25 protein-coding genes, 1 tRNA gene and 1 riboswitch are annotated in these 26,261 nt (G+C 47.1%); of the genes, 9 read left to right on the top strand and 17 right to left on the bottom strand.

All coding sequences use genetic code 11. The features are described 5' to 3' along the window. Nucleotides 1-53: 53 nt before the first annotated feature. The 7 genes from AC0YN4_RS12570 to AC0YN4_RS12540 form a co-directional block, all read right to left on the bottom strand. A complete protein-coding gene (locus AC0YN4_RS12570) occupies nucleotides 54-890 on the bottom strand; it encodes a phytanoyl-CoA dioxygenase family protein (protein ID WP_475781796.1) in 837 nt (278 codons plus the stop codon). 81 nt (nucleotides 891-971) lie between these two features. Beyond that, nucleotides 972-1,988, bottom strand: coding sequence for a LacI family DNA-binding transcriptional regulator (locus tag AC0YN4_RS12565; RefSeq protein WP_475781795.1), 1,017 nt, complete (start codon nucleotides 1,986-1,988; stop codon nucleotides 972-974). A gap of 7 nt (nucleotides 1,989-1,995) precedes the next feature. After that, nucleotides 1,996-2,835 (bottom strand): carbohydrate ABC transporter permease, encoded by an 840-nt coding sequence (locus tag AC0YN4_RS12560; RefSeq protein WP_475781794.1) that lies wholly within the window; start codon nucleotides 2,833-2,835, stop codon nucleotides 1,996-1,998. A gap of 19 nt (nucleotides 2,836-2,854) precedes the next feature. After that, complete coding sequence (locus tag AC0YN4_RS12555; RefSeq protein WP_475781793.1) at nucleotides 2,855-3,730, bottom strand: carbohydrate ABC transporter permease; 876 nt, start codon at nucleotides 3,728-3,730, stop codon at nucleotides 2,855-2,857. A gap of 101 nt (nucleotides 3,731-3,831) precedes the next feature. Then, a complete protein-coding gene (locus AC0YN4_RS12550) occupies nucleotides 3,832-5,172 on the bottom strand; it encodes an ABC transporter substrate-binding protein (protein WP_475835920.1) in 1,341 nt (446 codons plus the stop codon). A 288-nt stretch (nucleotides 5,173-5,460) separates the two neighbouring features. Further along, nucleotides 5,461-6,366: an aldo/keto reductase gene (locus AC0YN4_RS12545; RefSeq protein ID WP_475835919.1), complete on the bottom strand. Its 906-nt coding sequence runs from the start codon at nucleotides 6,364-6,366 to the stop codon at nucleotides 5,461-5,463. Between the two features lie 213 nt (nucleotides 6,367-6,579). Then, entirely contained in the window at nucleotides 6,580-6,948 is a 369-nt protein-coding gene (locus tag AC0YN4_RS12540; protein ID WP_475781790.1) for a DoxX family protein, read from the bottom strand. 262 nt (nucleotides 6,949-7,210) lie between these two features. Here AC0YN4_RS12540 and AC0YN4_RS12535 point away from each other — a divergent pair, with 262 nt between their 5' ends. The 4 genes from AC0YN4_RS12535 (at nucleotide 7,211) to AC0YN4_RS12520 (ending at nucleotide 11,489) form a co-directional block, all read left to right on the top strand. After that, the gene (locus AC0YN4_RS12535) at nucleotides 7,211-7,858 is read left to right on the top strand and encodes a transcriptional regulator (protein ID WP_475781789.1); all 648 of its coding nucleotides are present in this window, start codon (nucleotides 7,211-7,213) and stop codon (nucleotides 7,856-7,858) included. A gap of 477 nt (nucleotides 7,859-8,335) precedes the next feature. Then, nucleotides 8,336-9,652 carry an extracellular solute-binding protein gene (locus AC0YN4_RS12530; protein WP_475835918.1) on the top strand — a complete coding sequence of 439 codons (1,317 nt, stop codon included), beginning with the start codon at nucleotides 8,336-8,338 and terminating at the stop codon, nucleotides 9,650-9,652. 101 nt (nucleotides 9,653-9,753) lie between these two features. Next, complete coding sequence (locus AC0YN4_RS12525) at nucleotides 9,754-10,635, top strand: carbohydrate ABC transporter permease (RefSeq protein WP_475781787.1); 882 nt, start codon at nucleotides 9,754-9,756, stop codon at nucleotides 10,633-10,635. Nucleotides 10,636-10,640: 5 nt separating this feature from the next. Then, nucleotides 10,641-11,489 carry a carbohydrate ABC transporter permease gene (locus AC0YN4_RS12520; RefSeq protein WP_475835917.1) on the top strand — a complete coding sequence of 283 codons (849 nt, stop codon included), beginning with the start codon at nucleotides 10,641-10,643 and terminating at the stop codon, nucleotides 11,487-11,489. A gap of 105 nt (nucleotides 11,490-11,594) precedes the next feature. Here the strand turns inward: AC0YN4_RS12520 and AC0YN4_RS12515 are convergent, their stop codons facing one another. From AC0YN4_RS12515 to AC0YN4_RS12500, 4 genes are read right to left on the bottom strand one after another with little or no spacing between them, the layout of a single operon-like run. After that, on the bottom strand, nucleotides 11,595-14,081 hold the full coding sequence (locus tag AC0YN4_RS12515; RefSeq protein WP_475835916.1) for an ATP-binding cassette domain-containing protein: 2,487 nt from the start codon (nucleotides 14,079-14,081) through the stop codon (nucleotides 11,595-11,597). Then, nucleotides 14,054-14,944 (bottom strand): energy-coupling factor transporter transmembrane component T, encoded by an 891-nt coding sequence (locus AC0YN4_RS12510; protein WP_475835915.1) that lies wholly within the window; start codon nucleotides 14,942-14,944, stop codon nucleotides 14,054-14,056. The genes AC0YN4_RS12515 and AC0YN4_RS12510 overlap by 28 nt, the downstream gene beginning before the upstream one ends. Beyond that, entirely contained in the window at nucleotides 14,941-15,903 is a 963-nt protein-coding gene (locus tag AC0YN4_RS12505; RefSeq protein ID WP_475835914.1) for a DUF4430 domain-containing protein, read from the bottom strand. The genes AC0YN4_RS12510 and AC0YN4_RS12505 overlap by 4 nt, the downstream gene beginning before the upstream one ends. 12 nt (nucleotides 15,904-15,915) lie before the next feature. Next, complete coding sequence (locus AC0YN4_RS12500) at nucleotides 15,916-17,547, bottom strand: S-layer homology domain-containing protein (protein WP_475835913.1); 1,632 nt, start codon at nucleotides 17,545-17,547, stop codon at nucleotides 15,916-15,918. A 168-nt stretch (nucleotides 17,548-17,715) separates the two neighbouring features. Continuing rightward, nucleotides 17,716-17,908, bottom strand: a riboswitch (cobalamin riboswitch). 138 nt (nucleotides 17,909-18,046) lie between these two features. Between AC0YN4_RS12500 and AC0YN4_RS12495 the strand changes: the two genes are divergently transcribed. The 5 genes from AC0YN4_RS12495 (at nucleotide 18,047) to AC0YN4_RS12475 (ending at nucleotide 20,124) form a co-directional block, all read left to right on the top strand. Then, on the top strand, nucleotides 18,047-18,370 hold the full coding sequence (locus AC0YN4_RS12495; RefSeq protein WP_475781781.1) for a hypothetical protein: 324 nt from the start codon (nucleotides 18,047-18,049) through the stop codon (nucleotides 18,368-18,370). A gap of 118 nt (nucleotides 18,371-18,488) precedes the next feature. Then, nucleotides 18,489-19,055 carry a hypothetical protein gene (locus AC0YN4_RS12490; protein ID WP_475781780.1) on the top strand — a complete coding sequence of 189 codons (567 nt, stop codon included), beginning with the start codon at nucleotides 18,489-18,491 and terminating at the stop codon, nucleotides 19,053-19,055. A 25-nt stretch (nucleotides 19,056-19,080) separates the two neighbouring features. Continuing rightward, nucleotides 19,081-19,563, top strand: coding sequence for an accessory gene regulator B family protein (locus AC0YN4_RS12485; RefSeq protein ID WP_475835912.1), 483 nt, complete (start codon nucleotides 19,081-19,083; stop codon nucleotides 19,561-19,563). Nucleotides 19,564-19,571: 8 nt separating this feature from the next. Further along, nucleotides 19,572-19,694 (top strand): hypothetical protein, encoded by a 123-nt coding sequence (locus tag AC0YN4_RS12480; protein ID WP_475781778.1) that lies wholly within the window; start codon nucleotides 19,572-19,574, stop codon nucleotides 19,692-19,694. 22 nt (nucleotides 19,695-19,716) lie between these two features. Then, nucleotides 19,717-20,124 carry a LytTR family transcriptional regulator DNA-binding domain-containing protein gene (locus AC0YN4_RS12475; RefSeq protein WP_475781777.1) on the top strand — a complete coding sequence of 136 codons (408 nt, stop codon included), beginning with the start codon at nucleotides 19,717-19,719 and terminating at the stop codon, nucleotides 20,122-20,124. A 189-nt stretch (nucleotides 20,125-20,313) separates the two neighbouring features. Here AC0YN4_RS12475 and AC0YN4_RS12470 read toward each other — a convergent pair. The 6 genes from AC0YN4_RS12470 to AC0YN4_RS12445 form a co-directional block, all read right to left on the bottom strand. After that, nucleotides 20,314-20,389, bottom strand: a tRNA-Ala gene (locus tag AC0YN4_RS12470). A gap of 151 nt (nucleotides 20,390-20,540) precedes the next feature. After that, nucleotides 20,541-21,554 carry a glycoside hydrolase family 130 protein gene (locus tag AC0YN4_RS12465; RefSeq protein WP_475835911.1) on the bottom strand — a complete coding sequence of 338 codons (1,014 nt, stop codon included), beginning with the start codon at nucleotides 21,552-21,554 and terminating at the stop codon, nucleotides 20,541-20,543. A gap of 169 nt (nucleotides 21,555-21,723) precedes the next feature. After that, a complete protein-coding gene (locus tag AC0YN4_RS12460; protein WP_475835910.1) occupies nucleotides 21,724-22,857 on the bottom strand; it encodes an efflux RND transporter periplasmic adaptor subunit in 1,134 nt (377 codons plus the stop codon). Nucleotides 22,858-22,872: 15 nt separating this feature from the next. Next, nucleotides 22,873-23,745, bottom strand: coding sequence for a carbohydrate ABC transporter permease (locus tag AC0YN4_RS12455; RefSeq protein WP_475781894.1), 873 nt, complete (start codon nucleotides 23,743-23,745; stop codon nucleotides 22,873-22,875). A gap of 24 nt (nucleotides 23,746-23,769) precedes the next feature. Next, nucleotides 23,770-24,651, bottom strand: a complete 882-nt coding sequence (locus AC0YN4_RS12450; RefSeq protein ID WP_475835909.1) for a carbohydrate ABC transporter permease — start codon at nucleotides 24,649-24,651, stop codon at nucleotides 23,770-23,772. Continuing rightward, complete coding sequence (locus AC0YN4_RS12445; protein WP_475835908.1) at nucleotides 24,644-26,071, bottom strand: ABC transporter substrate-binding protein; 1,428 nt, start codon at nucleotides 26,069-26,071, stop codon at nucleotides 24,644-24,646. The genes AC0YN4_RS12450 and AC0YN4_RS12445 overlap by 8 nt, the downstream gene beginning before the upstream one ends. Nucleotides 26,072-26,261 lie beyond the last annotated feature (190 nt).

The raw sequence follows: 26,261 nt of genomic DNA, 5'->3' as shown, positions 1-26,261 counted from the left end.
CCGCATTGCAACCCTCTTCTCAGGGTGCAATGCGGTTTTTTCTAAATTACCTACTAGTGCTTCGGCTCCGCAACAGGAAAGCCGATCTTCTCATTACGCAGCAAACGCTGTGCTTTCACAGACAGCTGATCGTACGTTTCTTGCGGTATTTGAATCGTGCCTTCACGCTGCCTGTTCTCCGAGTAAATTAGCGCGATATTCGGCCTGTGCTTATCGGACTTGTTCGGCGTGCCGCGGTGCCATACTCGATCATCGCGAATCAAGATGGAGCCTGCCGGCATCAGCATCTTGATCCCATGCATATGCTCGGCGAGCTTAGATTTGCTGAATGCATTCGGCGCATACCAGTTATCCGGATGCAAATGCGTCCCGCCCGGCCAAATCTCCATGGGACCGTTATTCTCATGAACATCCACAAGTGGATAATTGACAATTAAATTGGCAATCGGCAAATTCGCAGCGTATTTGTCTCCGTATCGCGAGGATGTATCCGAATGGACAGGCTGTGACTTTCTTCCGCCGGGCATTGACGTATTCGTCGCGAAATAGGTCATTACGCTATCCTCACCCAAAATCCGATCCACGATTTCAGTCACGAATGGATTCGCAATAACCGCTTCATCGCAGAACGGCTCCTCAAACGGCAAGTAGAGTCGTACGTGGTTGGTGCCATCGTTAAATCCATTCTTCGGATTAAGAATCTCTTCGCGATGCTCCTCGAAGTAGGGATCCAGTATGGCTGTATAGCTATTAAACAGCTCGTCGACCTGTGCTCGCGGCAAAACTTCTTCAAACAACACATACCCGTTGACTTTGATCAACTGAATGGCAAGCTCTAACGTTTCCGGAGATAACTTGCCGCTTTCCAGTTCCTCGGCGCTAAGTCTCATTGTATACCAACCTCCATTTGAAAATAATGAACGGTTACTTAAACGTTTGGGATAATCGCCAGCCTAATGTACACGAAGGGTTTACAGCAACCGCTTTGTACTCTCACGTACGATCAATTCATTCTTTAGCACCACGTTGTGGTCAACATCTGTTCCTTCCAGCATCTCGATCAGCAGCTTGGCCGATGCCCAGCCCATCTCGTATTTGTTCTGATGAACGGTAGTCAGCTTCGGCGTACAGTACGAGGAGAGAATGATATCATCATAGCCGACCACGGATACCGAATCAGGGACCTTTCTCCCCCTCTTCTCGAGAGCTCTCATCGCGCCGAGCGCCATCAGATCACTGGAGCAAAATACGGCGGTAACCCCCGGATGTTCGTCCAAAATACGCATCATCGCCTGTTCCCCGCCCTCTTCGGAAAACTTCCCATCGAAAATTTTCGAAGAATCGAAGGCATACTCGCGTTCGAAGAGCGCCTTCTTAAAGCCCCTTAGCCGCTGTTCACTGACATGTGCTTCAACATAACCGTTGATCATCGCGATATTCGTATGGCCCCACTCCATCAAATGATGAATGGCCAATCTAACCCCTTCAATATTGTCGGTTGTCACATTGCCCAGAATCTCATTCGAGAACGGGATGTCGATCAGAACGCACGGAAAATTAGACTTCTTTATGACTTCCTCGAGGTACGGATCGTCGACCCTTAAGCCGAAAATAATGGCTCCATCCACATTTCGCTCCTTGCATAAGTTGTAGTAGGATTTGATCCGCTGCTTGGACGGACTTGTGCTGAACAACAAGATGTCATATTCCATCTCGTTTGCCCGATCATTGATGCCGCATAAGATCTCGAAGGCGAGATTGTCTTTCCCCCCCGAATACTTAAGTCCCGAGAAAATAACGCCAATGGTGCGGGTTTTGCTCGATACCAAGCTTCTCGCTACCGCATTAGGAGAATAATCCAACTCTTCGGCAATCTCATGAATTTTGCGTTTCGTCTCTTGGCTAACGTCATCATATCCGTTAAGCGCTCTGGAAACGGTAGTTGTCGATACACCGGCCATTCTAGCAATATCTTTTATCGTCGCCAAACGCTCATCAACCTTTCACGCCGCCACTGACAACGCTCTGCTGCACCTGTTCCTGAGCCACCATATACAAAATAATGCTAGGCAGCGTCACGAGCGTCAGTGCTGCGAACAGCTGGGTGTAGTTATAGGAGAATTGTTCGGTAAAAAACTGCAAGGCGACAGGCAGCGTCCGATTCTCAGCGGAAGCCGTCAGCATAAACCCATAGAAAAATTCATTCCAGTTGCCGAGGAACATGAGAATGCCTGCCGTTGCCAAGCCTGATCGCGCAAGCGGCAAATTGATATAGAAGAACACCTGCCAGAAGTTAGCCGATTCCATATAAGCCGCTTCATCGAGCTCTCTAGGAATGGAGAGGAACGTAGCCCTCAAGATGAACAGTGATACAGCCAATCCTGCCGATATGTATACGACAATGAGCGCCAATCTCGTATCGTAAAGTCCGGTGATATTGATGAAAGAGAAAATAGGCTGTGCCGTAGCATGGCCGGGAATGAGCAGCGTAATGGAGAACAGAACGAACAGAATATGTTTTCCCTTAAAATCGAATTTCGCAAAAGAATAAGCCGCTAACGCATAGAACAGAAGTGCAATAAGTGTCGAAGTCACCGATATCAATACGGAGTTAGTCGTGTTGCTTAAGAAGTTATTCATCTTCAGCACCGAGTAATAGGCATGAAAGTTAAATTCTACCGGAAGCGCAAACGGCGTGTTCAATATCGCTTTGTTCGATTTAAACGAAGAAACGACAATCCAGAGCAGCGGGACTAGCGATATGCAGACTGTGAATAAGAGCACCAAATAACTGAAAGCCCCTACCAGGCCGCGTTTCAAAGGTTCAGCCTTCATACAGCAGGATCACCACCTATCAGTTGTAGACACTTTTGTTCATCTTGAACACCTTGGTCGTAATGGCCAGAACGCCGATTCCCAGAATAATCATGATCGTTGCGACCGCATTGGCATAACCGAATTGATAGTTAATGATGCCGTCGTAGAGCATGACCGAGATATTATACGTGGAGTTCCCGGGACCGCCTTTGGTCGTCAAGAAGATCGCCTCGAACATTGTAATTCTCGCTATGATCGATAAGATAACCGAAGTCCCAAGCGAACCCCGAATCAAAGGCAAATTGATCCTCCAGTGGATTTGAGCTTCTGTTGCTCCGTCAATTTTGGCCGCTTCATGGAGCTCTTTAGGAATCGCCATGAGGTCAGATAAAACGAGCAGCGTCACGATTACCGCGTAGAAGACCCAGGTTAAGCTGATTGCTGAGAACGCGTACTGCTGATCGAAGAACCAATTCGTATGAAAGTTCGTGAAGCCGAGCTTTCGAATGAAATTATTGAGCAGGCCCATCTGGTCATTGAAGATAAAGCGATAGATGATTGCCCATGCGGATACCGCGATAACGTTGGGAATCATGAATACTCCGCGCACAAATCGCCAGCCGACCGGTCGCTTAAAGATAATAAACGCGACTAACGCTCCGAATGGGACATGAATGAAGGTGGCGATTAGCGACCATTTCAATAAATTCATTAAGGAGACCAGAATCGAATTGTCGTCCGTGAAAATCATTTTATAATTATCGAATCCAATAAATTTGGCCGAATCAAAGCCATTCCACTCCATGAATCCGGTTGTAAACACGGTCAGAATGGGAACGAAATAGAAAATCAGAAAGACGATAAGCGTAGGCACGATAAAGAGATACACCCAGAATTTATTGTACTTGAACATGACCGAACTCCTTCCCGAAGAGCGGTTTGTCTGTGCAAGAAGCGCATTAGTTATTGCTCCGCGCTTCTTGCACAACCTATTCTAGCTGGCTAACTACTGCATTATTTCTTAAACTTCTCGGCCGTGTCTGTCATCGCTTTACAGAACTGTTCGGGCGTCATATCGCTCGTAGCCAGGAGCGGCAAGTTTTTGGCAAACAGGTCCGAGACGGATTGAGGCACGATATCGTAAATCAATCGGTTGAGTGTTTTCATCTTGGAGCCCACTTCATCGTTCAACTGTCTCAGGACCGGATCCAGTTTCGCTTTCGCATCATCCGGCATCGGAAGCTTCGGAGCAAAGCCGCCTTCCGCTACCAGGAATGCATTTAATTCATCCGGTGAGTAGATGAATTTGAAGTACTCGATCAATCCATCCACCGTTTCCTGCGGCGTATCCTTCGGAATGGAATACCAGTATCCGTCAGCAGAGCCGAGCGCGACGCCATTCGGATAAATGGTCGCGCCTACTTTGCCCGCGAAACCCTCGGAGGCTTTGTCCGGATTGCTGAAATCCCCGACCATCCATGGGCCGTTCGCAATCATGGCCGTATTATCGCTGAAGAATTCATTGGCTGCGATGGAATAAGTCGCACCTAGCGCGGACTTCGTTGTGTAATCCGTTAGCAGCTTCTGTACCTTGGCAAAGGTCTCCACCCACAGCGGCGAGTTAAAGTTCGTCACGATATCGCCTTTCGTTAACAGCTCCTGACCTTCCGGCTCAGAGGCGATCATGGCAGAAGCAAGCAGCATCGTCGTCCAACCATTCTCGCCGGTCATGAGGGACAACGGTGTAACCCCGGCTGTTTTCAATTTATCCAGATCGCTGAAGAATCCGTCCCAAGTCGTCGCCGGCTCGGTAATTCCGGCTTTCTGAAGCAATTCTTTGTTGTAATACAGGCCGATCGGACGCTCGAAAGCAAGCGGCAGCGAAACAATCTTGCCATTCTTGTCCGTGTTATATTTAACTGAATCATCAATCAAAATGTTTTTGATTTCTGGATTGTTGTCGATGTAAGGTTTCAGATCGAGGAGATCGCCGTTGTTAATCATAATGTCGGCTAGCTCTTTGTCGACTTCGATAAGCGGGGGTAATTTCTTCTGCTGATAGAGGAGTTTAATTTTCTTCGAGTATTCGTCTTGGACGATTTCCTCGATTTCAATCTTGTACTTGCCTGCATATTTCTTGTTAAAGCGCTCAATTTGAGGAAGGTAAAAGATAGCTCCGACGTTATTTCCCGTTTTGTAGCTCGGGAACTTGATGACTACTTCTTTGCCGGTGTCTGCCTTGTTAGTACCACTATTCGAATTCGCTGACTCACCGCTATTATTGTTGTTGCTGCCACAGGCTGCCAACGTTAGAACAAGAAGGGTTGCAACTAGTAAAAAAACGATTTTCTTCACAGATAAACCTCCCCTAATTTTAGCTCGTTACTTCCGCTTGAGTGAAGTATGACTGAAAATGTGGTGGGTATCAGCTCGAAACCTGTACACTCCTTTCTTGATGGAAAATGAATGGATGCAGTATCCGAAACGTTTAAGGAAGACTGCGCCTTCATTATAATTACGAATGGAAGCGATTACAAGTCGGTTTTTGCCATTCGACTTAACTTGTTAGGATTCGACTTTGAGGTCCTTGGAGTAAATAAAAAACCACTTCTTGTCGAAGTGGCTTCTGTATCATTTAGTCATCTATGCTTTAGGCGATTGACCCGCATCCAGAAGACGACGTTTCGCTTCCTCATAAACATCGGTCGGAAGCACGCCTTTCTGGGCAATTCGTATGTTCTCCGTCAGATGCTCCGGACTCTTCGTCCCGACAATCGTTGTCGTCAAGTCAGGATGACTTAAGGTGAAGCGCAGCAAGAACGCTGTACGGCTTTCGCCTTCTTCCAATAATTCATCGAGCTTGGCATTTTCCCAAGCTGCCCATTTATCCCCGTTACCCAGACCTACGCCCGGTTCGCCGCGCCCGACTCCGCCGCGGATGATGGTTCCTGCACCTGAATGTGCTGCTGTTGAAATCACGTTTTCGTGATCGCGCTCAAGTGCCGAGTAAGGGATTTGGAAGCTGTCGAATACGCCCGTTTCGATGTATTTCGTGATATGAGGAAGCGTTGAAGAGATTCCGATCCACCGGACTTTACCGGTTGCTTGAATTTCTTTCAGCACATCAATCAATTGTCCTTCATCGGTTTGTTCAATGGTCGGATTATGAAGTTGCATTAGGTCGATATAGTCGGTCTTCATTCTCCGTAAACTTACATCCACATTGCGCAGTAGATTATCTCTTGTCCATACATGAGGCGTCTCATCATGATCTCCAGCATCGACAACCGTGCAGCCGCATTTGGTTGCTAAGAAATACTCGCTCCGCCTATTGCTGATAAATCGCCCAATGTACTCTTCACTTAATCCGTAATCGTAAGCCGTGTCAATAAAATTAATTCCGGCATCCAGGACGGCATTCAATATCCGCTCCGCATCCGAATCCGTAACAGGACGGCCTCCCCAGATTCGAGGTCCCCGAATTTCCATTGCACCAAAACCTAACGTGGTAACTTCCAGTCCGGTTCGTCCCAATTGTCGCTTTTGCATCCATTTTCACTCCGTTTCTGAATTGTATACAGATCTGATCATGTGCCTGGATTACGCTTTCTTTGGTCCTTCTTAATGGCCCGTCAATTAGAATATAAACAACAATACTGGAAATGAATAGTACGCACTTTAAATTCACTAGGTTACCTTAGGGTTACTAGCTTCTACATATAAAAAAGCCCACGAACGATATTCGTGGACTTGAAGTAAGGCCTATCCCCATAGATTGGACATTTCGTCTGCATATAGAATGACTACTCCGGCAGCAATCAAGAGGTTTAATAGAGCCGGGAACCATTTGGCAAAAGGATGTTTGACTCTTAGATGCGCAATCAATGCGATGATCATCATAACGCCGACCAATACTCCTGCCCATGCGGCATACCCTGCTGACCAGTAACCGATAATGAGCCCAACGCATGCTGCAATTTGAACGATACCCGTAATAACTCGGAACCACTGGGGAAGTTTCACGGAATCAAATAGTTCGACTTGATGTTTGGCTCCTGCAAGCTTGCTTCCACCAAAGAATGCCATGGAGAAAAGCAGCCAGCTCTGAAGAATGATGGCTAGTATATGCACGTAAATCCACTTCCTTTATTCATATTTTACTATAGGACACCAATCAGTGTCATAATTCATAATATAACACCTTAAGGTGTCCTGTAAAGCACTATATTGGAAGCAATCCAGTGGAAACCCGCGTATTGAATTGATTCCCATATCATGGTATATTTCACACTATATACGGTGTGAAGCACATACCGCTTCGGTACGTCATGTCAATTCGACAATGATGTACTGAGGCGGTATTTTTTATTCATGGAGAGGGATGTGAAGAGGAATGAGCAGATTTGACGAAGTCTATCATAACTGGATCGAGCAGCATATTGCCGAGGAGAAAAGCCCAAGGAGACGAGAAATACTTATGAAAGGATTGAGTCACGGATCAATAGAATTTTTGCGCTTAGTCTGGTTTCCTGCCATTGGCAATCTAGAACATCTGTCCCCTGAATTCGAAGTCAGAGACTTTAATAATGGGTATCGTTATCTTGACCTTGCGTACATGCCGGGCACTCTAAAAGGTTGTATTGAAATTCAGGATTATCGAAGCCATGCCAGAGATATTGAGGTCAGCCGGTTTAAAGATTTATGTATGAAACAATCACTGCTCGTTCTTGATGACTGGATATTCCTCCCCATTGCATACTTGTCCATCCGAGATGATCCTGGCGTTTGCAAGCAACTCGTCCTTTCATTCGTTGGAAAGTTTCTAGCCCGTGCAGTTCCCACCGGACTGAACTGGGCTGAAGCCGAAATTATGCGCTATGTTCACAGACTACTCCGTCCGGTTGCACCGACCGAGCTAGCAAGCCACATGCAGCTCACCGAAAATCGCGTCCGAGTGCTCCTTCGCGGCCTAATGGAGAAAAAAATGCTGGAGGTTGCAAGTGGAAACCAGCGCTATCGTACTTATCGCCTAGTAACATAAGAGGCAATCGACAGGGATACAATTCTAACGGTTGCCAGAGTGGCTATTTCGCGAAATTTACTGCTTTTCCAGCTCTAACGGTTGTGACAAGCCTTATTTGCCTCAAAATGATCGATTTCTATGGGAAAATTCCCAAATAAGTTCTCTCGCAACCGTTAGAAAATAAAACAGGGCTGATTACACCAAATAGCCACTGTCACAACCGTTAGCGCTATCGCCACCTCCGACCCCACTTGCACACCCTGCAACACTCTCCCTCCTTTAGGTGCTCCGCTACCATAGATATGATCCATATTACTCTAGCAATTGGCCCATAAATTCAAGAATTCGATGAAGACAGAACCAAAGTGCCCATCAATTCGTGACTTTAGTTGTATAATTTTATCCTTCTATAATGGAAATATCCCCCTATTCAAAATTTTCTAACAATCTTATTCTGAAGTAGATACATAAACCATATTGGGAGGTTCATTTACAATGAAAAAGAGTCTTCTGGTCCCAGCGCTCAGCTTAGTGCTTGCGTCGACAACTGTCTTAAGTTCGGCTGGTGCGGCAACAAAAACCGACACCATCGTGATCAGACATACGCAACTGGGCGAGGCCAAACAACAACGTCTCAATATTCTAAATGATGTATTGAAAAAGGTTGCAAAAGAGGTTCCAGGCGTTAAATACAAGCTGGACGGCGTAGATTCGGACGTCAACCGCAAAGAGAAATTACGTTCTGAAATGGTAGTCAACAAAGCTCCTGCGATTTTCGATCTGTTCGGTGGAGCAGATACACAATTGTATGTTGAAGCAAACAGACTGCTCGATCTTACACCGATTCTGAAAGAGCTTGGCTTGTCTAATAAGTTTATTTCTTTGGACGAATTCAAGGTGAACGGAAAAGTATACGGTTTGCCTATCGGCGGTTACCAAGAGGGTTATTTCTACAATAAAGAGTACTTCAAAGCCCATGGCTTGAAAACGCCAAAAACATTGGCTGAACTTGAGACTTTAGCAGCAACGATTAAAAAAGACGGGAAAACGCCTTTTGCTCAAGCTTCCAAAGCCGCATGGGTGCCGTTAATGACAGCCAATACCCTGTGGTCCCGTTATGCAGGTCCGGACATTACGAACGGTTTTGCAACCGGTAAAACGAAATGGAATAGTGCGCCAATGGTGGCTGCTTTCACGAAGTACCAGGATTGGGTGAAAAAAGGCTACTTTAAACAAGGCGAGCTCGGTTTGGATTATGCCGAACAACGCAACCAGCTCATCCGTGGCGAAGCGATCATGATGTATGACGGATCATGGGCTTCCAGCGTATTTGCGGATCCTAAACAAGCCGGCGATCTCACGAACAAAGTTGGCTACTTCCCAGTTCCATCCGTTGCAGGCGGCAAAGGCAGCCAAACGGCTGTAAACGGCGGCTTCTCTAACGGCTACGGCTTCTCGGCAAAAGTTAAAAATGACAAGAAGCAATTGGCATTCGTAAAATCGTTTATCAAGAACATGTACAATGACGAAATGCAAATTCGCGGACTTGAAGCAGACGGCGTCTTACCTTCCATGAAAGTAAACAGCTCGAAATTGGCTAACGCTAAAGCTTCTAATCTCGTGAAAGAAATCATTGAAGTTGGTAACAAAGCAAGCGGCGCTTTCCCGGCATTTGATTCCTTGGTTCAGCCTGATGTAAATACGGCGATCAGCGAAGGCATCCAAAAACTAATCGGCCTCAAAATTACGCCTAAGGCCATGCTGGACGGCGTGCAAAAAGCGCAAAATGCAGCAAACAACGACGATTTCTAAAAGAGGATAAGCAAGGAAAGTACCACCCGCCTCAGAGTGGGTGGTACTTTTTTTATAAGCACGACTCATACAGCCAATGTCTGATTATCGCGGAGGAACCGATGAATAAAACATTAAGAAACCCATGGACCTATATCCTGTTTTTGCTGCCTCTCCTTCTACTCTATCTCTTATTCTTCATTTATCCGATGATTTCTGCCTTCACTACGGGCTTTATGAAATGGAACGGTCTTACCGAAGCGAAGTTTAATGGTTTGACGAACTTTAAGCATGCGTTTGGGGATGTATTATTCTGGGACTCCGTTCTCAATAACGGGAAATTCATTCTATTCTCGGTTTTCGTGCAAGTTCCTGTCATTATCTTCTTCTCTCTCTTAATCAGTAACGTCAAGAAACTCAAGGGTTTATATAAAACAGCAATATTTGTTCCTTCCGTTATGTCAACTGCGGTAATCGGAATTTTGTGGAGTTTCATCTATGAACCGGATATCGGCTTGTTCAATCAAATTTTGACTAAACTCGGATTTCAGCCTGTCATGTGGTTATCCGACACCAGTTGGGCCATGTTTTCGATCTTGATCACCAATGCGTGGCAGTGGACGGGATTCTACGTCGTCATGGTCCTTGCTGCAATCTTGTCCATTCCCAGAGAAATCGATGAAGCTGCCATTGTCGATGGGGCCAGCGCTTGGACCCGTGCAACCCGCATTACGGTGCCGCTTATCATGCCTATCATTTCCGTAGTCATTATGCTTTCCATCTCAGGTGCGATGAAAGCGGCCGATATTATCATCGTCATGACGGATGGCGGTCCAGGCGGGGTAACCGATGTAATGGCAACCTATTTAATTAAATACGGGATCACGAATGCGAAGTATGGATATGGAAACTCCATTGGGGTGTTGATTTTCATGTTCTCTCTCATTCTTACAGCCTTGTACCAATTCTTAATTGCCAGAAGAGTCGAAAGGGTCGAATACTAATGACGATGACACTACGATCAGTGAAGAAGAGTATCCCCCATATTATTTTAATAGGTTATTTAGTCGTGACTCTTTACCCGTTCCTGTTCGTCCTCTTCTCCTCCATCAAGTCGGATAACCAGGCGATCGCAAGTAATCCGTTTGGTTTCCCTTCTTCGTTTCATTTCGAAAATTACTACGAGGCTTGGGTGAATGCGAAAATCAGTGTTTACTTCCTTAATAGTTTGTATATCGCGACGCTATGTTCCATTGCGACGATTATCTTCTCGTCCATGGGAGCATTTGCGATTACGCGGATGCGCTATAAGAAAATGAGCAAAGGGTTGTATCAATTCATCCTGATCGGGTTGCTCATTCCAAGCGGCGCCTTGCTTTTGCCTATTTTTATCTTATTAAATAAGTTAGTGATATTTGGTCAGCCTATTTTGGGAACCCATATGGCACTAATCCTTCCGTACACCGCCGGGGCAATTCCGTTTACGGTTATCATATTATCGGCGTTTATGAAATCGATCCCGAGTGAAATCGAAGAAGCCTCTGTCGTGGATGGTTTGAGTGCAAAAGGGATTTTCGCTAAAATCATTATGCCAATCACAGTTCCGGCTTTGGTAACCGTATTTATCATCAACTTCATCGGAAACTGGAACGAGTTTCTAATGGCGAACTTCTTCATCTCCACCGACGAATTGCGAACGCTGCCGGTCGGGATGGTCGGTTTCCGCGATATCTATAACACGAATTACGCTCAAATGTCGGCGGGTATCGTATATAGCATCGTGCCGGTCATGGTTATTTACGCCGTTCTGCAAAAACAAATCATTGAAGGTTTAACCGCAGGCGGGGTTAAAGGCTGATCTGTAACTCGAATGAATGATCAGATAGAAGAAGCACTGCAACCTAATAGGCTGCAGTGCTTCTTCATTTTGCATGAATCTAGTTAACCACCTACGTATCTCAAGTTATTTCATCAACCCGTACTTCTCTTTCACACGATCCAGCTTCTCGAGCATGGGTCTTGCGAGCATAAGCAGAAACACAACCGTCGCAATACCGTGAATGAGATCGAACGGGATACCCCGTATGCATGCAAGGACGAACATCTCTAATGTAACTTTGGTCTGTGTCATGAATACAGAAGAGACATTCATGATTGTGCCGTATATGACAAATGCAGCAATTCCCCCGTATAGGCTTAAGCTTATTCGGTTTCTGCGAAGCAAGCCTTTTCTGAACAACACTCCGGCCATGAACCCTATTATGCCGAAACCAAACATTTGCCAAGGCGTCCAAGGACCTTGACCGAAATAATAATTGGAAACAAAACCTGTGACCGCGCCAACAAGAAAGCCCGCTTCAGGACCTAAGGCGACGCCGGAAATAATGACGATCGCCAATACCGGTTTGAACTGCGGCACCATGAATAGCGCCATACGGCCGGCTACTCCTATTCCGCATAATACGGCTAACGTCACCAGCTCTTTGGGCTGCGGTTTCCTGCCCTCATACATCAAGGCAAACGGCAGCATCGTCTCCCCGATCACAAGCATGGAGATAAAGTAATACTTGCGGTCATCGAGATAGTAGATTCCGAACCAGATCGTAAGCGGAATGAGCAATAAGATCATCATCATGGCTGTAAGAGTTCGCTTAGAGAACTTTCGTTGTTCAGCAGGCACTTGTTGATCTTGGCTTGTCCCAAGGGATGATGCGCCTCTCTTGAGCCTTGATGAAACTGACAAAGTTGTGATAGCATCCCGCTGACTGGCGAAACTACTCGCTTCCTCTTTAAGACCGCCAAAAGCATGTATGATCTCATTAGGTGTAACTGCCCATGGAAGCAGCTCTCTAGCCATCCGATTCGCTGCCGTTGTATAGAAACGGTTACCCGAGAAGAACTCTCGAGGCTGACCTTCCGATACGACTCCACCATCGAAGAACATCGAACAACGGTCGGAGAAGCTAGCGCAAAATTCTATATCATGGCTGACCATAAGAATGGCCGTCCCCTGTTGCTTCAATCGATGCAATATTCCGGCGAGCTTTAGCTTGTACCCCGCATCCAAGCCTTTGGTCGGCTCATCCAGCAGCAGAATAGCTGGCTCCTGAAGCAGTATTTTGGCCAAAGCTGCACGTTGCTGCTCCCCTCCGGATAAATCATACGGATGCCGACCAAGTAATTCATCCAGCTCGCATAAATGCGATACATACCGAATTCGGTCTCGAGCTGTTGCTTGATCTATCCCCGATAACAATTCAAGTAAATCCGCCTCCACCGTCTTTCCGACGAAGATCGCTTGTGGATTTTGTGGCAGTACACCTAGTAATCCATTGTACTTTTCACCATCCGTATATTCCCCAATAGCCTTGCCATAGAGCAGGACGTTCCCGCGATAGGACTTGCGCAATCCGGAAATCAAAGAAAGCGCCGTTGTTTTCCCAGCCCCATTACCACCGACAATCGCATGAAGCTCACCTGGAAATACCTTCAATGACAAACCTTTCAAAACATCCGGAGCATGTTTATCATACTTGAACCAGACTTCATCAAGTTCAATGGCAGGAATGGCCTCCTCTTTCAATGCCTTTTCCACCGGCATTTCTTTGGAGTATGGCGTGATTTCCGCCAGCCGGTGTAAGAACTCGCGTCCTTCGCGAACGGTAACCGGGCATTTCAGCGCATTATCAATCCTCCAATATACACGCATAGGCGTTGGCATGGCGTAGAACATGTCGTGCCGCAGTTCACGAAGCTTCTCCCCTACTTCCCTCGGCGTGCCTGATACTGCAATTTCACCTAAGTCCATCACAAACACGATGTCGGACAACGGCAGTACTTCTTCCAGCCGATGCTCGGTCAGCACAATGGTTATACCGAGTTCTCGATTAATCTTGCCCAGTGTACCAAGAAACTCGGAAGCTGCAATCGGATCCAACTGGCTGGTCGGCTCGTCCAACAAGAGCACTTGAGGCTGCATAACCATCACGGAGGCCAGATTAAGCAGCTGCTTCTGTCCACCGGATAGCTCTGTTACTTTCTTATGGAACCACTCTTGAATGCCGAAGAAACTAGCCGTCTCGGCCACGCGCCTGCGAATTTCCGGAGCGCTGCAGCCAAGACTCTCCAGTCCAAAAGCTAACTCATGCCAAACTTTGTCCGTAACGATCTGGTTATCAGGAGACTGAAGAACATAGCCGATGTCTGCAATTTGCGTACGACGATCCATGTTCTCGATGGCTATCCCTCGAAACTTAACAGCTCCGCTCCGGTTACCGTGTGGCGCAAGATCCGACTTGAAATGCCTGAGCAGCGTCGACTTCCCACACCCTGATTTGCCGCAGAGTGCGACGAACGCTCCTTCTCGAACGGTAAATGAAACATCCTGTAACGCATTCCGATCAGAACCGGGATAGGAGAAGGTTAAATGCTCGACTGTGAATGATTCCATCGTATATCCTCCCGAACGTTAATAACCAGCGGTATGGCGCAAAGCGCGGCAAACGCGGCAAACACGCTTAAACTATAGACCGATAGTTCCACACCTCGCATGGAAGGAAAGTAACGATAATACATGGCTTTCGTATACACACCTACAAGAATGTAGCTGCCAATCATAAATATAGCGAGCATTGCAGTCCGGTCGCGACGATCGAATTGGTATAGTGAAAACGCGGTTCTTCCTTTTAACCCATAACCGCGGCTGCGCATGGATGCGGCAGTTTCAATGCCATTCTCAAGCATCCATGTTGTCATCATCGACAGAATGCGAATGCCATGCCGAATTCTCGCAAGCACACTGCCATTCCTAATATCTCTTCCGATGCATCGCTGCGCTTCCGACACAACGATAAACTGAGCTTTGAACTTCGGAACAAACCGAAGGACCATCGAGAGCACAAGTGAAAGTGCAGGAATAACCCTGCCAAACAAATAGATGAACTTATCTGAGGTCATAACGGCGTTGTAACAGGAGAACCAGCAGATGACTGCTATGAACATCGTCGCTGCAGCAATACCGTATGTAATAGATTCTAAGGTCAATGGGTTACCGCTATGCAAATAGAGAAGTATGGTTGCTCCTTCATGATTGAATGCTGGATTGATGAGAGCAGTTACAACCAACATGGGAAGCATGTAGAATAAGTTGAATTTCATGGCGCGCTTCCCGTTTAATTGGATCGAGTAAGCAAAAGCAAACACGATGGAGATCCCGAGACATACCGGATGCATAAAGATCATCGAGAATGAAAGGACGAGTGCGAAATACGTGAAATTCACTACGGGATGGTAGCTTGAGAACGCATCTCTCATTTCTTATCACCGCCTGCAGCAGCATAAGTATCGCCTACGTCCCTTCCCAAGTCGCAGGTGTAGATCCACTCGATTACATCCCCCTGCTTAAGCTGGTATCGGCTGCTTCCGTAATTCGGGAACCAGTCGTTTACCTTGTACATCCATCCAGATAGCTCTCCGCAGTCGAATTCATACAGATTGTTAATTCCCTCTATGTAGGCAGAGTTGTACATAGGCGTATTTTCAAATTCCATATGAATCTTGCTTCTCTTCATTTCTCTCTGCAATACATTGAACACCGATTCCCCTTCATAGAAGGTAACTTCGCGTTTCGGTACGATGATTCCGTCCTTCGGAACAAGCTCCAGCTTCTCGGGATCTAACTTATCCAGATTGTCCAGAATGGTAGCGCAGCTTACCGAGAGGTAGGCGGTCAGCGTCTTATCGGATACCGATGAATCCTGCGGTTCTACAGGGACTGGTTTGCCATCGGGTACAGCTTCGGTCAAATACTTATCCTTGCCGGTCTTAGGATCAATCGCCATAGACGGCTTGGAAGATTTGGAAGGAACAGCAGGCTTGGAAGGCTTGCCTTCCGTCGGTTTTGCCGGAGGCTTCACTGTTGGTTTGCCGGGTTTGACCTCTTGTTGGCCGTTCCCCTTTGTTGTGTTTGGCGTAGATGACGCATCACTGGACTTAACTGTATTTGCTGAAGCAGACGACTCTCCGGTCAAAGAATTCTCCGCCTTTGGCGTCGTTTTAACTGGTTGCTCATTCGTAATTGGTCGTTGATCAGCCGGTTCTGTTCCAGTTGAATCTGCGCTCTGCTGATGAACATCAACGGATTGCATGGCATCAGTCGAAGCATGAGGCGATTCAGGCGAGCGGCTCTCAAGCGGGCCGCTGCTGAGATACGCAACTACAAGAACAGCAATAAAGATCGCTGCTGCGATGATTTTAGTTCTGGTAACTTTCATAGGAACGCCTCTTTACAACAATTTGGTTGCGGCTAACATGCGGTAGAGCATCTCCGCGATCTCGGCACGCGTAATAGCCACTTTAGGCTCAATATTGAAAGCATCCTGAGACAAAATATTCTCACGGAAGTTGAAAGCAAGCGCAGCCCTCGCCCAATCAGCAGTCTTCGTATAATCACCGAATTGAGCCAGCATATCTCTTGTTTCTGCAACGCTGAGATTGGTATCCATGCCGCATAGCTTGGCTGCGCTCGCGATCATAACAGCAGCTTCTTGCTTCGTAATCGTCACGCTAGGTGAGAAGGTTGTCTTCGATGTGCCTGTCACGATCCCATAGCTGAAAGCAGTACCTACGTAACCTGCATACCAGCCGCCTTTGGGAACATCTGCAAATATGGAAGTTGCCTTTGGTAGGAGCCCAAGACCTTTGGTCACTATCGCAGCGAATTCTGCCCGTGTCATTGTCCGATTCGGAGCAAAGGTGTCTGCAGTCATGCCGTTAATGATCCCACGTGAAGCAAGCTCTTCAATGGCCTTTCTATTCAGATGATTGGCAATATCCGAGAACGTCTTGCCCGCTTCGAGCACAGGCATTACTTTAATGTCCTCATGTTTATTCGGTAAGCCCACCTCTTCGTTTGAAGTGGAAGGCGTCTTCCTTGTTACGTCCGACATTCTGTAAAGACTATTCTTGTTTGCCGATCTACGTTGCACGTTCACAAGTCCGTACATCGCCTGCTCTGTAGACATTCCGTTTACTCCACTGTTATCGATCGCATGTTGAAATCCTTTTCCCTCCGCATAATAGCCAAGGAGATCATCGACAACGGTGTTGCCATTCTTGACGAATCGACTGTCATCGATGGAGATGCCAAGCTCACATAGCGCCATCAACACCTGAACCGTGCTTTCGGAATTTTTGACTCCCCAGCTGGAGTAGCCGCCTTTATTATCCTGAATGTTCGATAACCGCTCGAGCGCTTTACCTGTTGCAGCTTTTACGCTTTTCTTATCCTGATATTTCGCAAGTGCCTGCAATGCCATGCCCGTAATATCTGGATCTGCCTCCGTACCGGAAAGTGCAAATCCGCCATCCTTCAGCTGCCGAGACAAGATTTCGTCGACGTACAACTCTCTTGTTGCCTTCGTCTTGGCCGTGCTATTGAATGGAATCGCATAATTCTTGCTGTCTAAGGCGATTAGCGCGAAGATCGGTCCGTTTATCCCCTGCCAAATGGTTTTATCGAAATCACCGAGCGGTGTCAGCAGATTGTAGCCACCTACATGGGTCGGATCCGCTCCGATGGCGGTTAGAGCCAGGATGACTCTGGAATATTCGGTATACTTCTTATCATGAAGATCGCCTTTCAGCGAAATCACGTAGCTCTCAACCGTCTTATAATAGTCGTCGAAATAACGTTGAGGGACTGGATATCCGGAACGAGCCAAACCAATGACAGCCCATTCTCCACCAACGGAGCCAACTTGAGGTTCTTGTACCGCCGCCAACAAGTAAGCCGCTGTATCCTGAATGGCATTGTCCACATCTTTGGCCGGTGAACCGTACACAGGTGTAATACTCAGTTGACCAACCATCAAGCATAAGATAACAATGGCGGATAATAATTTACTGCTTCTGTTCATAATTTCCCCTTCCTACTTCGCACAATTTCACTCCTCAATAGTAAGCAATTCATATCCTTTTCAATAAAATAGCCTTCGATTCATATAGAATCAAAGGCTGGCACTGTCCGCAGTCAAATGAATGACAACAAAAATAAGCACCGCCTCCATCATCCGTAGAGTCTGTGAACACACGTACACGTCAAGGCAGGTCTCCTGGCTTTGAGTCAACACTTCTCCATACCTTCCCGGTATTTCTACCAGTGGCTTTCATGGAGTTGCTCGTCATTAACAGTGGCGGGACCGCGCCGGATTTGCACCGGACTTCCCTTTTAAGCGATGTTTAGATGGCTAAACACGCACCTTGCTGTGGTTATTCAATTACAATGATCATATAGTGACCTACTGCGTTTGTCTATTATTCAATGTATTCTATCAATAAATGATTATGTATATTGCGTATATACGTTTTTGTCGTATAATCAGGATATAAGTCATATTATGTTAGGCGGGTGATCATTTGAAGTTCTCGATCACGAAATGCACCGAGTTGGCGCATGAAGCGAGAGGAGAAGTCGGGGAATGCATTCTATCCTTAGTTGATGAAGTATTGAATTTAAGACAACAAGTCGCAACTGGCCCAAGTTACCCAAAACTTGTCGGCAGTGCGGAGGTATCAGAGATACTGGGGATCGATCGACGCAATATGCATCATAAGAGGAAAACGAAGGGATTTCCTGATCCGGTCCTTGTCATTAAGAGCGGACCGCTTTGGATTGAAGATGTAATTATAGAGTTTAGAGATGAATCCGATGATCGCCGCAGGAAAGACGAAGATAAATAAAGGGAGCGGGCGGGGCATGAATTATTTTCTTTTCATTGTTGGGTCTACATTCGAGTATATTGGCACGCTGCTATTCTTGTTCACATTGTTTAGGTTTGGATTGGATAGAAGATTGATAATGAACGTATTATTAGTTTCCTTGTTAATGAGCCAAGCTTCTTACTTCTCGCGCTTAGATCCTGCTGTTGGTGATTTATCTTCTTATATACAGTTTGTCCTCTTTATACTGGTTCTTTGGATTTTGTTCCGAGTTCCTATTTTCCATTCCATTATCATGAATTTTGCGGGAATAGCCGCTTTATTTACAGTGCAGGGCTTAATTATTCTAGTAGCAAGTCAGGTTAGTGATACTTCATTCTCAACGATAACCAGCAATCATGCTACTGCGACAGCTGTACAAATTATCACTTGTTTAGCCAACATAGCGATTGCCAGGACCGTATACATAAAGAACTGGGGATTCGACTTTGTTCCAACTTCACGGCGAGTATATGTCGAAATTAGAGGCACTAATGCAATTCTATTAGCGATAATAGCATTCGCAATCGTATTAGCAGCCATCTTGGCAGTTGTATTCCGTAATAATTATGATGAATACGTGATTGCCGCGAGTATTGTCTTTGTACTAACTCTTCCTTTATTCCTATACTTTACACTTAGAAAGGATACAGAAGATGCTGCGTAAAATAGCCACTGACCTAAATGTACGCATGAAGGCAAATGGCGTAGCTAATACGCCATCAGTCGACGTTATCGTCTACTCATTGAGCATTATTTGGAACACTGTGTCTATTACCGCATTTTCTTTGCTAATAGGACTTTTTACTGGCGAAATTGGAAGAACTGGATTATTATTAATAGTATTCGCGACTATTCGCCTATTAACAGGCGGTTACCACTTAAAGTCTGGTTGGCTATGTATTTTTGTCTCTACACTTGCTATGTCAGTAATGCCGCATATTTTCCTGTCAGATTATTGGACTTACATCCTCACGGCAGTTGCGCTGCTAAGTGTGCTAATCTTCGCGCCGGCGAACTATGACAAGTACGCCCGGCTTTCCCCAAAATATTATCCATTGTTAAAAATTATATCCGCAGCGCTCGTTGCGACTAACTTCCTATTTGTTTCTGACCTCCTTGCAGTCGCTTTTATGGTACAAGCGTTGTTATTGCCTTTTAAGGAAAGGGGGTGAAACAAAAGATGAAAAAACTAGCATATCGTGGTGTGGCTGCTATTGTAATTGGGGTGGCATCGGTATTCGTTCTCGTGGGTTCTTACGCATTCATCAATAAACCTGAAATCCCTGCGGAACTTAGAAAGTAGTACATCGGAGGGATGTTGAAACATGCATCGCCCATATCATGTAGTTAATCGTCGCAAAGACGGGAGTTTCGATATTGTCGAAATAGACCTAAACGATGTCCGATTTGTGGGCAGTCTAAATGGCGAAAAGTATCTCCAGACGCATGAAGGAACCTATTACTACATAAAAAGTCCGGAGGAACAGGAAAAGTTTTTTAGTTTGCAGGGTTTTGTGAAAATCGACCGTTGTTTCATGGCTCAAAAAGACAAAATTGAGTTTTACGATGAAGATACGCATCAAGTCTTTTTCGAGAAAGAGCCCGTTGGAAAAGACGCCCTCCGCGCACCCGTCTCTAGAGCGCATTATAAAGAAATGAGAGACATCAAGCGGAGAGGCAGCTCACCTGCGAAAAATGGTCTTCTTAGCAATCGCAATCCTTTGACGGACTGAATAAACAAAGCTAAACTGTATCTCCTTTAACCGGGGGATGCAGTTTTTTAACATAAACAAGGTGCTGGGTTATTCTTTCGACCAGATTGCCGATAATTTCTGCAGCACCTTTGTAGAGCCGCTGTTCAAACCATAATAAAGTAAAAACAAAAAAACCCTTACGGCTGTAAGGGTTTCAGGTTATAAGTTTGGTGGAGCCTAGGGGGATCGAACCCCTGACCTCTTGCATGCCATGCAAGCGCTCTCCCAGCTGAGCTAAGGCCCCGTGTTAAATCAGTGACAAATGTTATCTTAACACGAGCTTGAATACGCTGTCAACGCATTTACTTTCAGAATGCTTGTATTCCTTTTGCCGAATAAATGAACATATAGACGAAAAGAAGCTTCGGTCACCCGAAACTTCTTTTCTCTACATCCTACTTACTACTCTCCGTTATGATATACTCTACCAGCTCATCCAGCGGAACAGTTGCCAGACCAATCGCCGTATCCGTGCAGCCATAGTAGATATAGAGCAGCCCATCCTTCACTACATTTGCTGTCGGGAATACAACATTCGGAATGAACAGGCCGAATTTCTCATAATACTCTTCCGGCTCCATAATAAAGCCCGGTGCGCGCGCGACAACTTTCTCCGGATGCTCCAGGTCAAGCAGCATTGCGCCAACACGATAGATATGATCCGGACCTACGCCATGATAGAGCGTCAACCAGCCTTTATCGGTCTTAATCGGCGGCGTGGAGCCTCCGATCTTCTTAAACTCCCATTCCTGCTCCACTTGCGCAATTAAGATCGGATCTTCCCAATGAATCATATCCTCGGAATAGGAAATCCACATGGCCGGCTTCTCAGTGCCATATTCTTCGCCGATGTACTCTTCCGGGCGACGAAGAAGAGCGTATTTACCGCCGATCTTCTCAGGGAATAGAATATTATCGCGATCATTGATCTCAAGCGGAGTGGTATCACATAAGAACTCCCAGTTGATCAGGTCCTTGGAGGTTGCAATGGACGAACGAGTCAGCCAATCCTCCGGTTTGCCCCAGCCGTTCGGGTACTCCGGCTTAGAATTGTTCGGAAGACCGACGCCTGTTGGGTAGTAGCTCATCGAGCACGGACGAAGCGCGTAGTTCATATAGAACGTATCGCCGAACTTCACGACACGCGGATCTTGAATGCTGCCGTAGGGGAAGCCAAACTGCTCCGGGTGAATAACAGGCGTGTCTTGCACATGACGGAAGTTGATACCATCATCGCTTTCGAGTAAACCTAAGAAACATTGGAACGGATCCAGACTGCCCGCAGTCCGCTCAATCATATAGAATTTATCGCCTTCGATAATAACAGCCGGGTTAAATACCGTCGCTTTGCGCCAATCGTACAGACCTGGCGTGACGATAGGGTTTGCTGCGCAGCGCGTAATCTTCATCCTGGATCAACCTCTTTCATGATGAGCTGAATGCGAATTCGCTTCTTCGTGCAATCATTCGCAAATGTCACCCCACTATATCACGCCGCCACTACCATGTGAACCGGTTTCGGGCAAGTTCAAACCAAAACAAACCCTATTCAAACATTTTTCCCCCTATCGCTTTCGATTAAAGTCTTATTCGCTCTCCTTCCATAATCGGGTGATCGCTGTCCAGTATGATCGGCTGCTGCTCGAATATCCCGCCTCGAATGGCGCTTGTCGTATCATTCTCATCAATCACTTCGATGGGAATACGCACCACATGATAAGCATTACCGAGCGGACCTTGTTTCTCCTCGTAGGAGTAGATATAGGTGCCGCTTCCGTCCTTGTGAACGGCTGCATTAGGAATGATCATTTCATCACTCGAGTTGTTTTTGGTCAGAATCACCTGAACTCGCTCCCCCCCGCGAAGCGACTTCTCCTGCACCGTGACGCCAATCGTATTCGTCGCCGAACCCTCTGTTGCTTCACCCTGAGCAACATCGCCAGCATGATCAGTTGCTTGTACCGTTCCTTTGATTTCGGCGATAACTCCTGTCAGCACCACACTCTCCTTGCCGAGCTTCAATAGTTCAAGCTTCTCTCCCACTTGCAGCAACGCGCCAAGATCAGACGGAACGGACAGCTCGAACCGGTAACCCTTCGCCGCATTCGAAATGCGAATATCCGGAGATCCATCGCCCTTCAACCCCACTTCGGCGTGGACATCTGTGACGATCCCATTGTAAGGTGCCGTAATTCGGCTGTTCGCTGCAGCGGAAGCTTGAAGCAGCTCGATCGCGAGCTTCTGATCGGCGATATCAAGCTTGGCCGTTTCAATCGCAAGCTTGGCTGCGAGCTTCGCAGAAGCATCATCAGAACTGCTGGCCTGAATGAAATTCTGCTGAAGTCCCTCGATCGACAGCTCCAGTTTCTTCAGCACGGATTGCCCCGCGGCGATTTGCTGCTTCGCTTCTGTATCGTCATATTCAACAAGCGTTTGCCCTTCGTGAACCGCCTCACCCTTCTTCACTCGTACGCTGGTGACCGTCCAGCCAGCTGGATTCGTGAGTTCTCTTTCGTCATAGGGGACCAAAGTCGCTGTACCTTCATAGACATGTGACAGCTGTCCTTTGGCAGCCTCAATCGTGTAGACCTTAGTTAACGACAACGACTGGAGCGTATTGCCGGCCAATGTTAAGCCTGCCAACAGGACTAGAAACAAGCCTGCTATCAGGCGGATTTTACGCTTCCGAGCTCGCGTGTTCTCTTCTTCCATAACCTCACTCCTGAACTATCCTTTAATGCCCGACAATTGAATGCCTTCGATGAAATAGGACTCTGCATAAAGAAAGAGCAGGATCATCGGCGTCATATACAGCGCGGAAGCGGCAAATCCGATCCCCCTCGCCTCTTGGTCGATTTGGGCGAGATAGAGGGACAACGGCTGTTTCACGGCATCCTGAAGGAAGATTAGCGGCTGCTCGATCATATTCCAATAATCGACGAACAGCAGAACGGTCAGCGCCGCTAACCCCGGCTGAACAAGCGGTAGTATGATGCGCGTGAAAATAATCCAATGGCCGCCGCCGTCCATTTTGGCCGCTTCCACGTAAGCACCGGGAATATGCGTCATGAACTGACGCATCATGAAGACGCCGAAGGCGCCGAAGATGCCCGGCAGGATAATCGCTGCATCGCTGTTCATCAGCCCAAGCTGATTCACCACCAAATAATTCGGAACCAGCGTAACCTGGAAGGGCATAAGCATGGTCATGACATAGAGCATGAATAGTTTCTCACGCCCGGGAAAACGAAGCTTCGCGAATGCATAAGCGGCAAGCGTCGATACCACTGTCTGACCGGCGATGATTGGCACAACAAGCGCAGTCGAATTCCAGAACATATGGAGAAACTTTGGCGCCAGAATGAGCACCTGCGCATATTGGCTGAACGACAGCCAATCCGGAAGCAGCTTCAAATTGACGAATTGTCGCTGTCCGCCGAGCGCCGTATCCGTCATTTTGCCGATGAGATCATAATTCAGTCCGATTTCCTGCTCCGTCATCAGCGAATTCGTAAACGTCAGCACAATCGGAATCAGCATCATGATTGCTGCCGCTGCAAGCAGCATACTCAGCAAGGCTCGCGGGAATTTCATTAACATCTTCATGGCTACCTCCCGCCTGCCTCATTCCATGAACGACCGGAAACGTCGCTCTACTTGCAGCAATCCCGTAACCAGCACCACAATGCAGCCCACCATCAGCGCCGCGGCAGCCGTCAGCTTCTGGATATCCAGCTCGAAGAACATGTTGTTCATATAATGCTGCAGCATGTAGATGCGATCAAATGGATAATTTCCTGCGAGCAAGTAGGTTTCTCGGAAGATTTTGAACGAATTGATGATTGAGATCAGCACAACGAAGATCATAGTCGGCGTCAAGTAAACAAGAGTTATATGGAACAACTGTCTGAGCCTCCCTGCACCTTCGATCCGTGCCGTCTCGTAATAATCCTTCGGGATCGATTGAAGCCCCGCCAGAAACAAGATCATATCGTAGCCGATGTTTTTCCACATGTACATCATCACGAGCACACTCATCGACCATTTGGACTGCATCCAATCGATTCGCTCGACATGTAAGACGTGCAGCCAAGCGTTCAGCGTGCCATTCCAATCCAAGAAAATTTGGCAGACCAACACAATGGAAGCAACCGGAACGACCAGCGGCAGAACAAAGGCTGTTTGGAGCCAGCTGCGAAGCCCAACCTGCCGATTCAGCACCAGCGCCAGCGTCAAGGACACCACGAGCAAGAGCGGGACGCCGATTCCGGTAAAGAGCAGCGTATTGGACGCAGCCTTGCGGAAGGAGCCGCTGGCAAGCAGCTCCTTGTAGTTGCCCAAACCAACGAATTTCCCGCCAAGCGCTTGATCCGTGAATGATTCATAAACCCCAATTATGAAAGGAATGACATAGAATATCGCAAAACCGGCCAGGCTCGGTGCCAAGAATAGCAGGGCTCTCCAGCCATCGCCACCGCGGATTCTCTTCAAGAGCTGCCTATTCATTCAGATAGGTTGTCACTTTGTTCTGAATAAGCTTGGCCACATCCTCGGCGGATTTCTGTCCGCTGAAATAAGCGGTCGCCGTTTCAACAATGACCTTGCCTACCTCGCCGCCCACCTTGGTAGAATCGCGTTCGACCGGATGAACCGCTCCGTTCACGTATGCCTCAAGCTTAGCCAGTTTCGTATGATCTACGTCGAAAGTTAATCCATGTAGAGGGCCTTCTTTATAAGCCTGCACGGTGCCTTCCTTCTTCAATTGTTCAATCTGCTTCGCAAACATCTGCTTGTTGATTGGGAATCCCGCTGATGTTGGCCGCGTTGGCACCGCATCAGACATCATGAATTTCACGAAATCCCAAGCTTCCTTCTTCACAGCTGAGCTTTCATTAATCGCAACATTCCGGTAGGTTTCAAAATACCCGCCGACTTTCGTATCCTGCGCATGCGGTTTGGCATACAAGCTCGTATTCTCGCCGACTTCGCGCAGAGAAACGAGATAATCCCATGGCGAGTTGATTTGAATGTCTTGGAAATAGGAATCCCTGCGGCCTTGCGAATCGATTAATCCGTCATCGAACATGCCCTTGACCTGTTTCATAAGTCCCGTGAAAGTTGATGAATCGAAGGATGCGCTCTTCTCGGCTGTATCGACGAACAAGGAATAGTTGTCATTAACCATGTTGGCAAGCATATATTCCGGACCGCCATAAACCAGCGCCGTGGAATAGCCGCCCTTGGAAGTCATTTGTTTGGCGGTTTGAATAAAGTCGTTCCATGACCATGATTGATCATCGAATTTGACGCCTGTCTGAGCGATGGCGCTGTCGTCGCCTGCAAAACCTTTGAGGAAGAAACTGAGCGGCATGCTGTAGAGCCCTTCGCCAATGCGCACATTATCGAGCACATTGCTGAAGTAATCCCCCTTCTTGAACGTCTGATCCGCCTCCATTATCGGAACCAGATCAGCCAGCAAATGATGGCTTGCATAGTTGTCGATAGGCAGTAAATCCGTTTGAATCAGATCGGCACCTTTACCCGCCAACAATTCGGTGTTCGTCGTGGTCACATATTTCTCCATAGCAGCTTCCAGATGCGAGTCATCTACACCGACGTCCTGCAGTTTAATGGTGATATTCGGATGCAGTGCTTCGTATTTCTTCTTGGCTTCCTTAAACCTGTCGTCAGGGAAGAAGGTCGAGAATACGATTGTTTTCTTGGCCTTGTCGTTGTCATTGGTATTCCCTCCGGCATTCCCATTGTTAGTACCGCCTTCGTTACCGACATTCGTCGTATCACCGGCGGTCCCTGTATCCTGAACAGTTCCGCCCGGCTTATTGTCTGTTTGTGCGTTAGTGCCGCTGCATGCAGCCAGATTGAAGATTAACAGCAAGCTGGCGAGCCCGTGGATTCCTTTGTTCATATCCAGTTCCCCTTCCCTTTCCCGCCGAATCCCATGTAGCTGATCATTCGACGACTTCTATACTTTAAGCCATCGATGTCACCAACACTTCTTCAACTTGTAAACAAGTTGTCACCAAGAAGGGCATACGCGTTCACGCCAAAAAAGCATCTTGTCTTAGGCAACTGCATCTCAGCTTGGATGCGTACCT

Source organism: Paenibacillus sp. J22R3 (genome assembly GCF_056269305.1).
This window is presented reverse-complemented; position numbering and strand designations above follow the sequence as displayed.

Excerpts from the sequence above, each read along its gene's own strand:
- AC0YN4_RS12480 (WP_475781778.1), top strand. The coding sequence starts at position 19,572 with ATGAAAAAACTAGCATATCGTGGTGTGGCTGCTATTGTAATTGGGGTG.
- AC0YN4_RS12450 (WP_475835909.1), bottom strand. The coding sequence starts at position 24,651 with ATGAATAGGCAGCTCTTGAAGAGAATCCGCGGTGGCGATGGCTGGAGA.
- AC0YN4_RS12515 (WP_475835916.1), bottom strand. The coding sequence starts at position 14,081 with ATGGAATCATTCACAGTCGAGCATTTAACCTTCTCCTATCCCGGTTCT.
- AC0YN4_RS12445 (WP_475835908.1), bottom strand. The coding sequence starts at position 26,071 with ATGAACAAAGGAATCCACGGGCTCGCCAGCTTGCTGTTAATCTTCAAT.
- AC0YN4_RS12500 (WP_475835913.1), bottom strand. The coding sequence starts at position 17,547 with ATGAACAGAAGCAGTAAATTATTATCCGCCATTGTTATCTTATGCTTG.
- AC0YN4_RS12460 (WP_475835910.1), bottom strand. The coding sequence starts at position 22,857 with ATGGAAGAAGAGAACACGCGAGCTCGGAAGCGTAAAATCCGCCTGATA.
- AC0YN4_RS12505 (WP_475835914.1), bottom strand. The coding sequence starts at position 15,903 with ATGAAAGTTACCAGAACTAAAATCATCGCAGCAGCGATCTTTATTGCT.
- AC0YN4_RS12485 (WP_475835912.1), top strand. The coding sequence starts at position 19,081 with ATGAAGGCAAATGGCGTAGCTAATACGCCATCAGTCGACGTTATCGTC.
- AC0YN4_RS12525 (WP_475781787.1), top strand. The coding sequence starts at position 9,754 with ATGAATAAAACATTAAGAAACCCATGGACCTATATCCTGTTTTTGCTG.
- AC0YN4_RS12465 (WP_475835911.1), bottom strand. The coding sequence starts at position 21,554 with ATGAAGATTACGCGCTGCGCAGCAAACCCTATCGTCACGCCAGGTCTG.
- AC0YN4_RS12545 (WP_475835919.1), bottom strand. The coding sequence starts at position 6,366 with ATGCAAAAGCGACAATTGGGACGAACCGGACTGGAAGTTACCACGTTA.
- AC0YN4_RS12555 (WP_475781793.1), bottom strand. The coding sequence starts at position 3,730 with ATGTTCAAGTACAATAAATTCTGGGTGTATCTCTTTATCGTGCCTACG.
- AC0YN4_RS12455 (WP_475781894.1), bottom strand. The coding sequence starts at position 23,745 with ATGTTAATGAAATTCCCGCGAGCCTTGCTGAGTATGCTGCTTGCAGCG.
- AC0YN4_RS12490 (WP_475781780.1), top strand. The coding sequence starts at position 18,489 with ATGAACGTATTATTAGTTTCCTTGTTAATGAGCCAAGCTTCTTACTTC.
- AC0YN4_RS12475 (WP_475781777.1), top strand. The coding sequence starts at position 19,717 with ATGCATCGCCCATATCATGTAGTTAATCGTCGCAAAGACGGGAGTTTC.
- AC0YN4_RS12570 (WP_475781796.1), bottom strand. The coding sequence starts at position 890 with ATGAGACTTAGCGCCGAGGAACTGGAAAGCGGCAAGTTATCTCCGGAA.
- AC0YN4_RS12560 (WP_475781794.1), bottom strand. The coding sequence starts at position 2,835 with ATGAAGGCTGAACCTTTGAAACGCGGCCTGGTAGGGGCTTTCAGTTAT.
- AC0YN4_RS12510 (WP_475835915.1), bottom strand. The coding sequence starts at position 14,944 with ATGAGAGATGCGTTCTCAAGCTACCATCCCGTAGTGAATTTCACGTAT.
- AC0YN4_RS12530 (WP_475835918.1), top strand. The coding sequence starts at position 8,336 with ATGAAAAAGAGTCTTCTGGTCCCAGCGCTCAGCTTAGTGCTTGCGTCG.
- AC0YN4_RS12520 (WP_475835917.1), top strand. The coding sequence starts at position 10,641 with ATGACACTACGATCAGTGAAGAAGAGTATCCCCCATATTATTTTAATA.
- AC0YN4_RS12535 (WP_475781789.1), top strand. The coding sequence starts at position 7,211 with ATGAGCAGATTTGACGAAGTCTATCATAACTGGATCGAGCAGCATATT.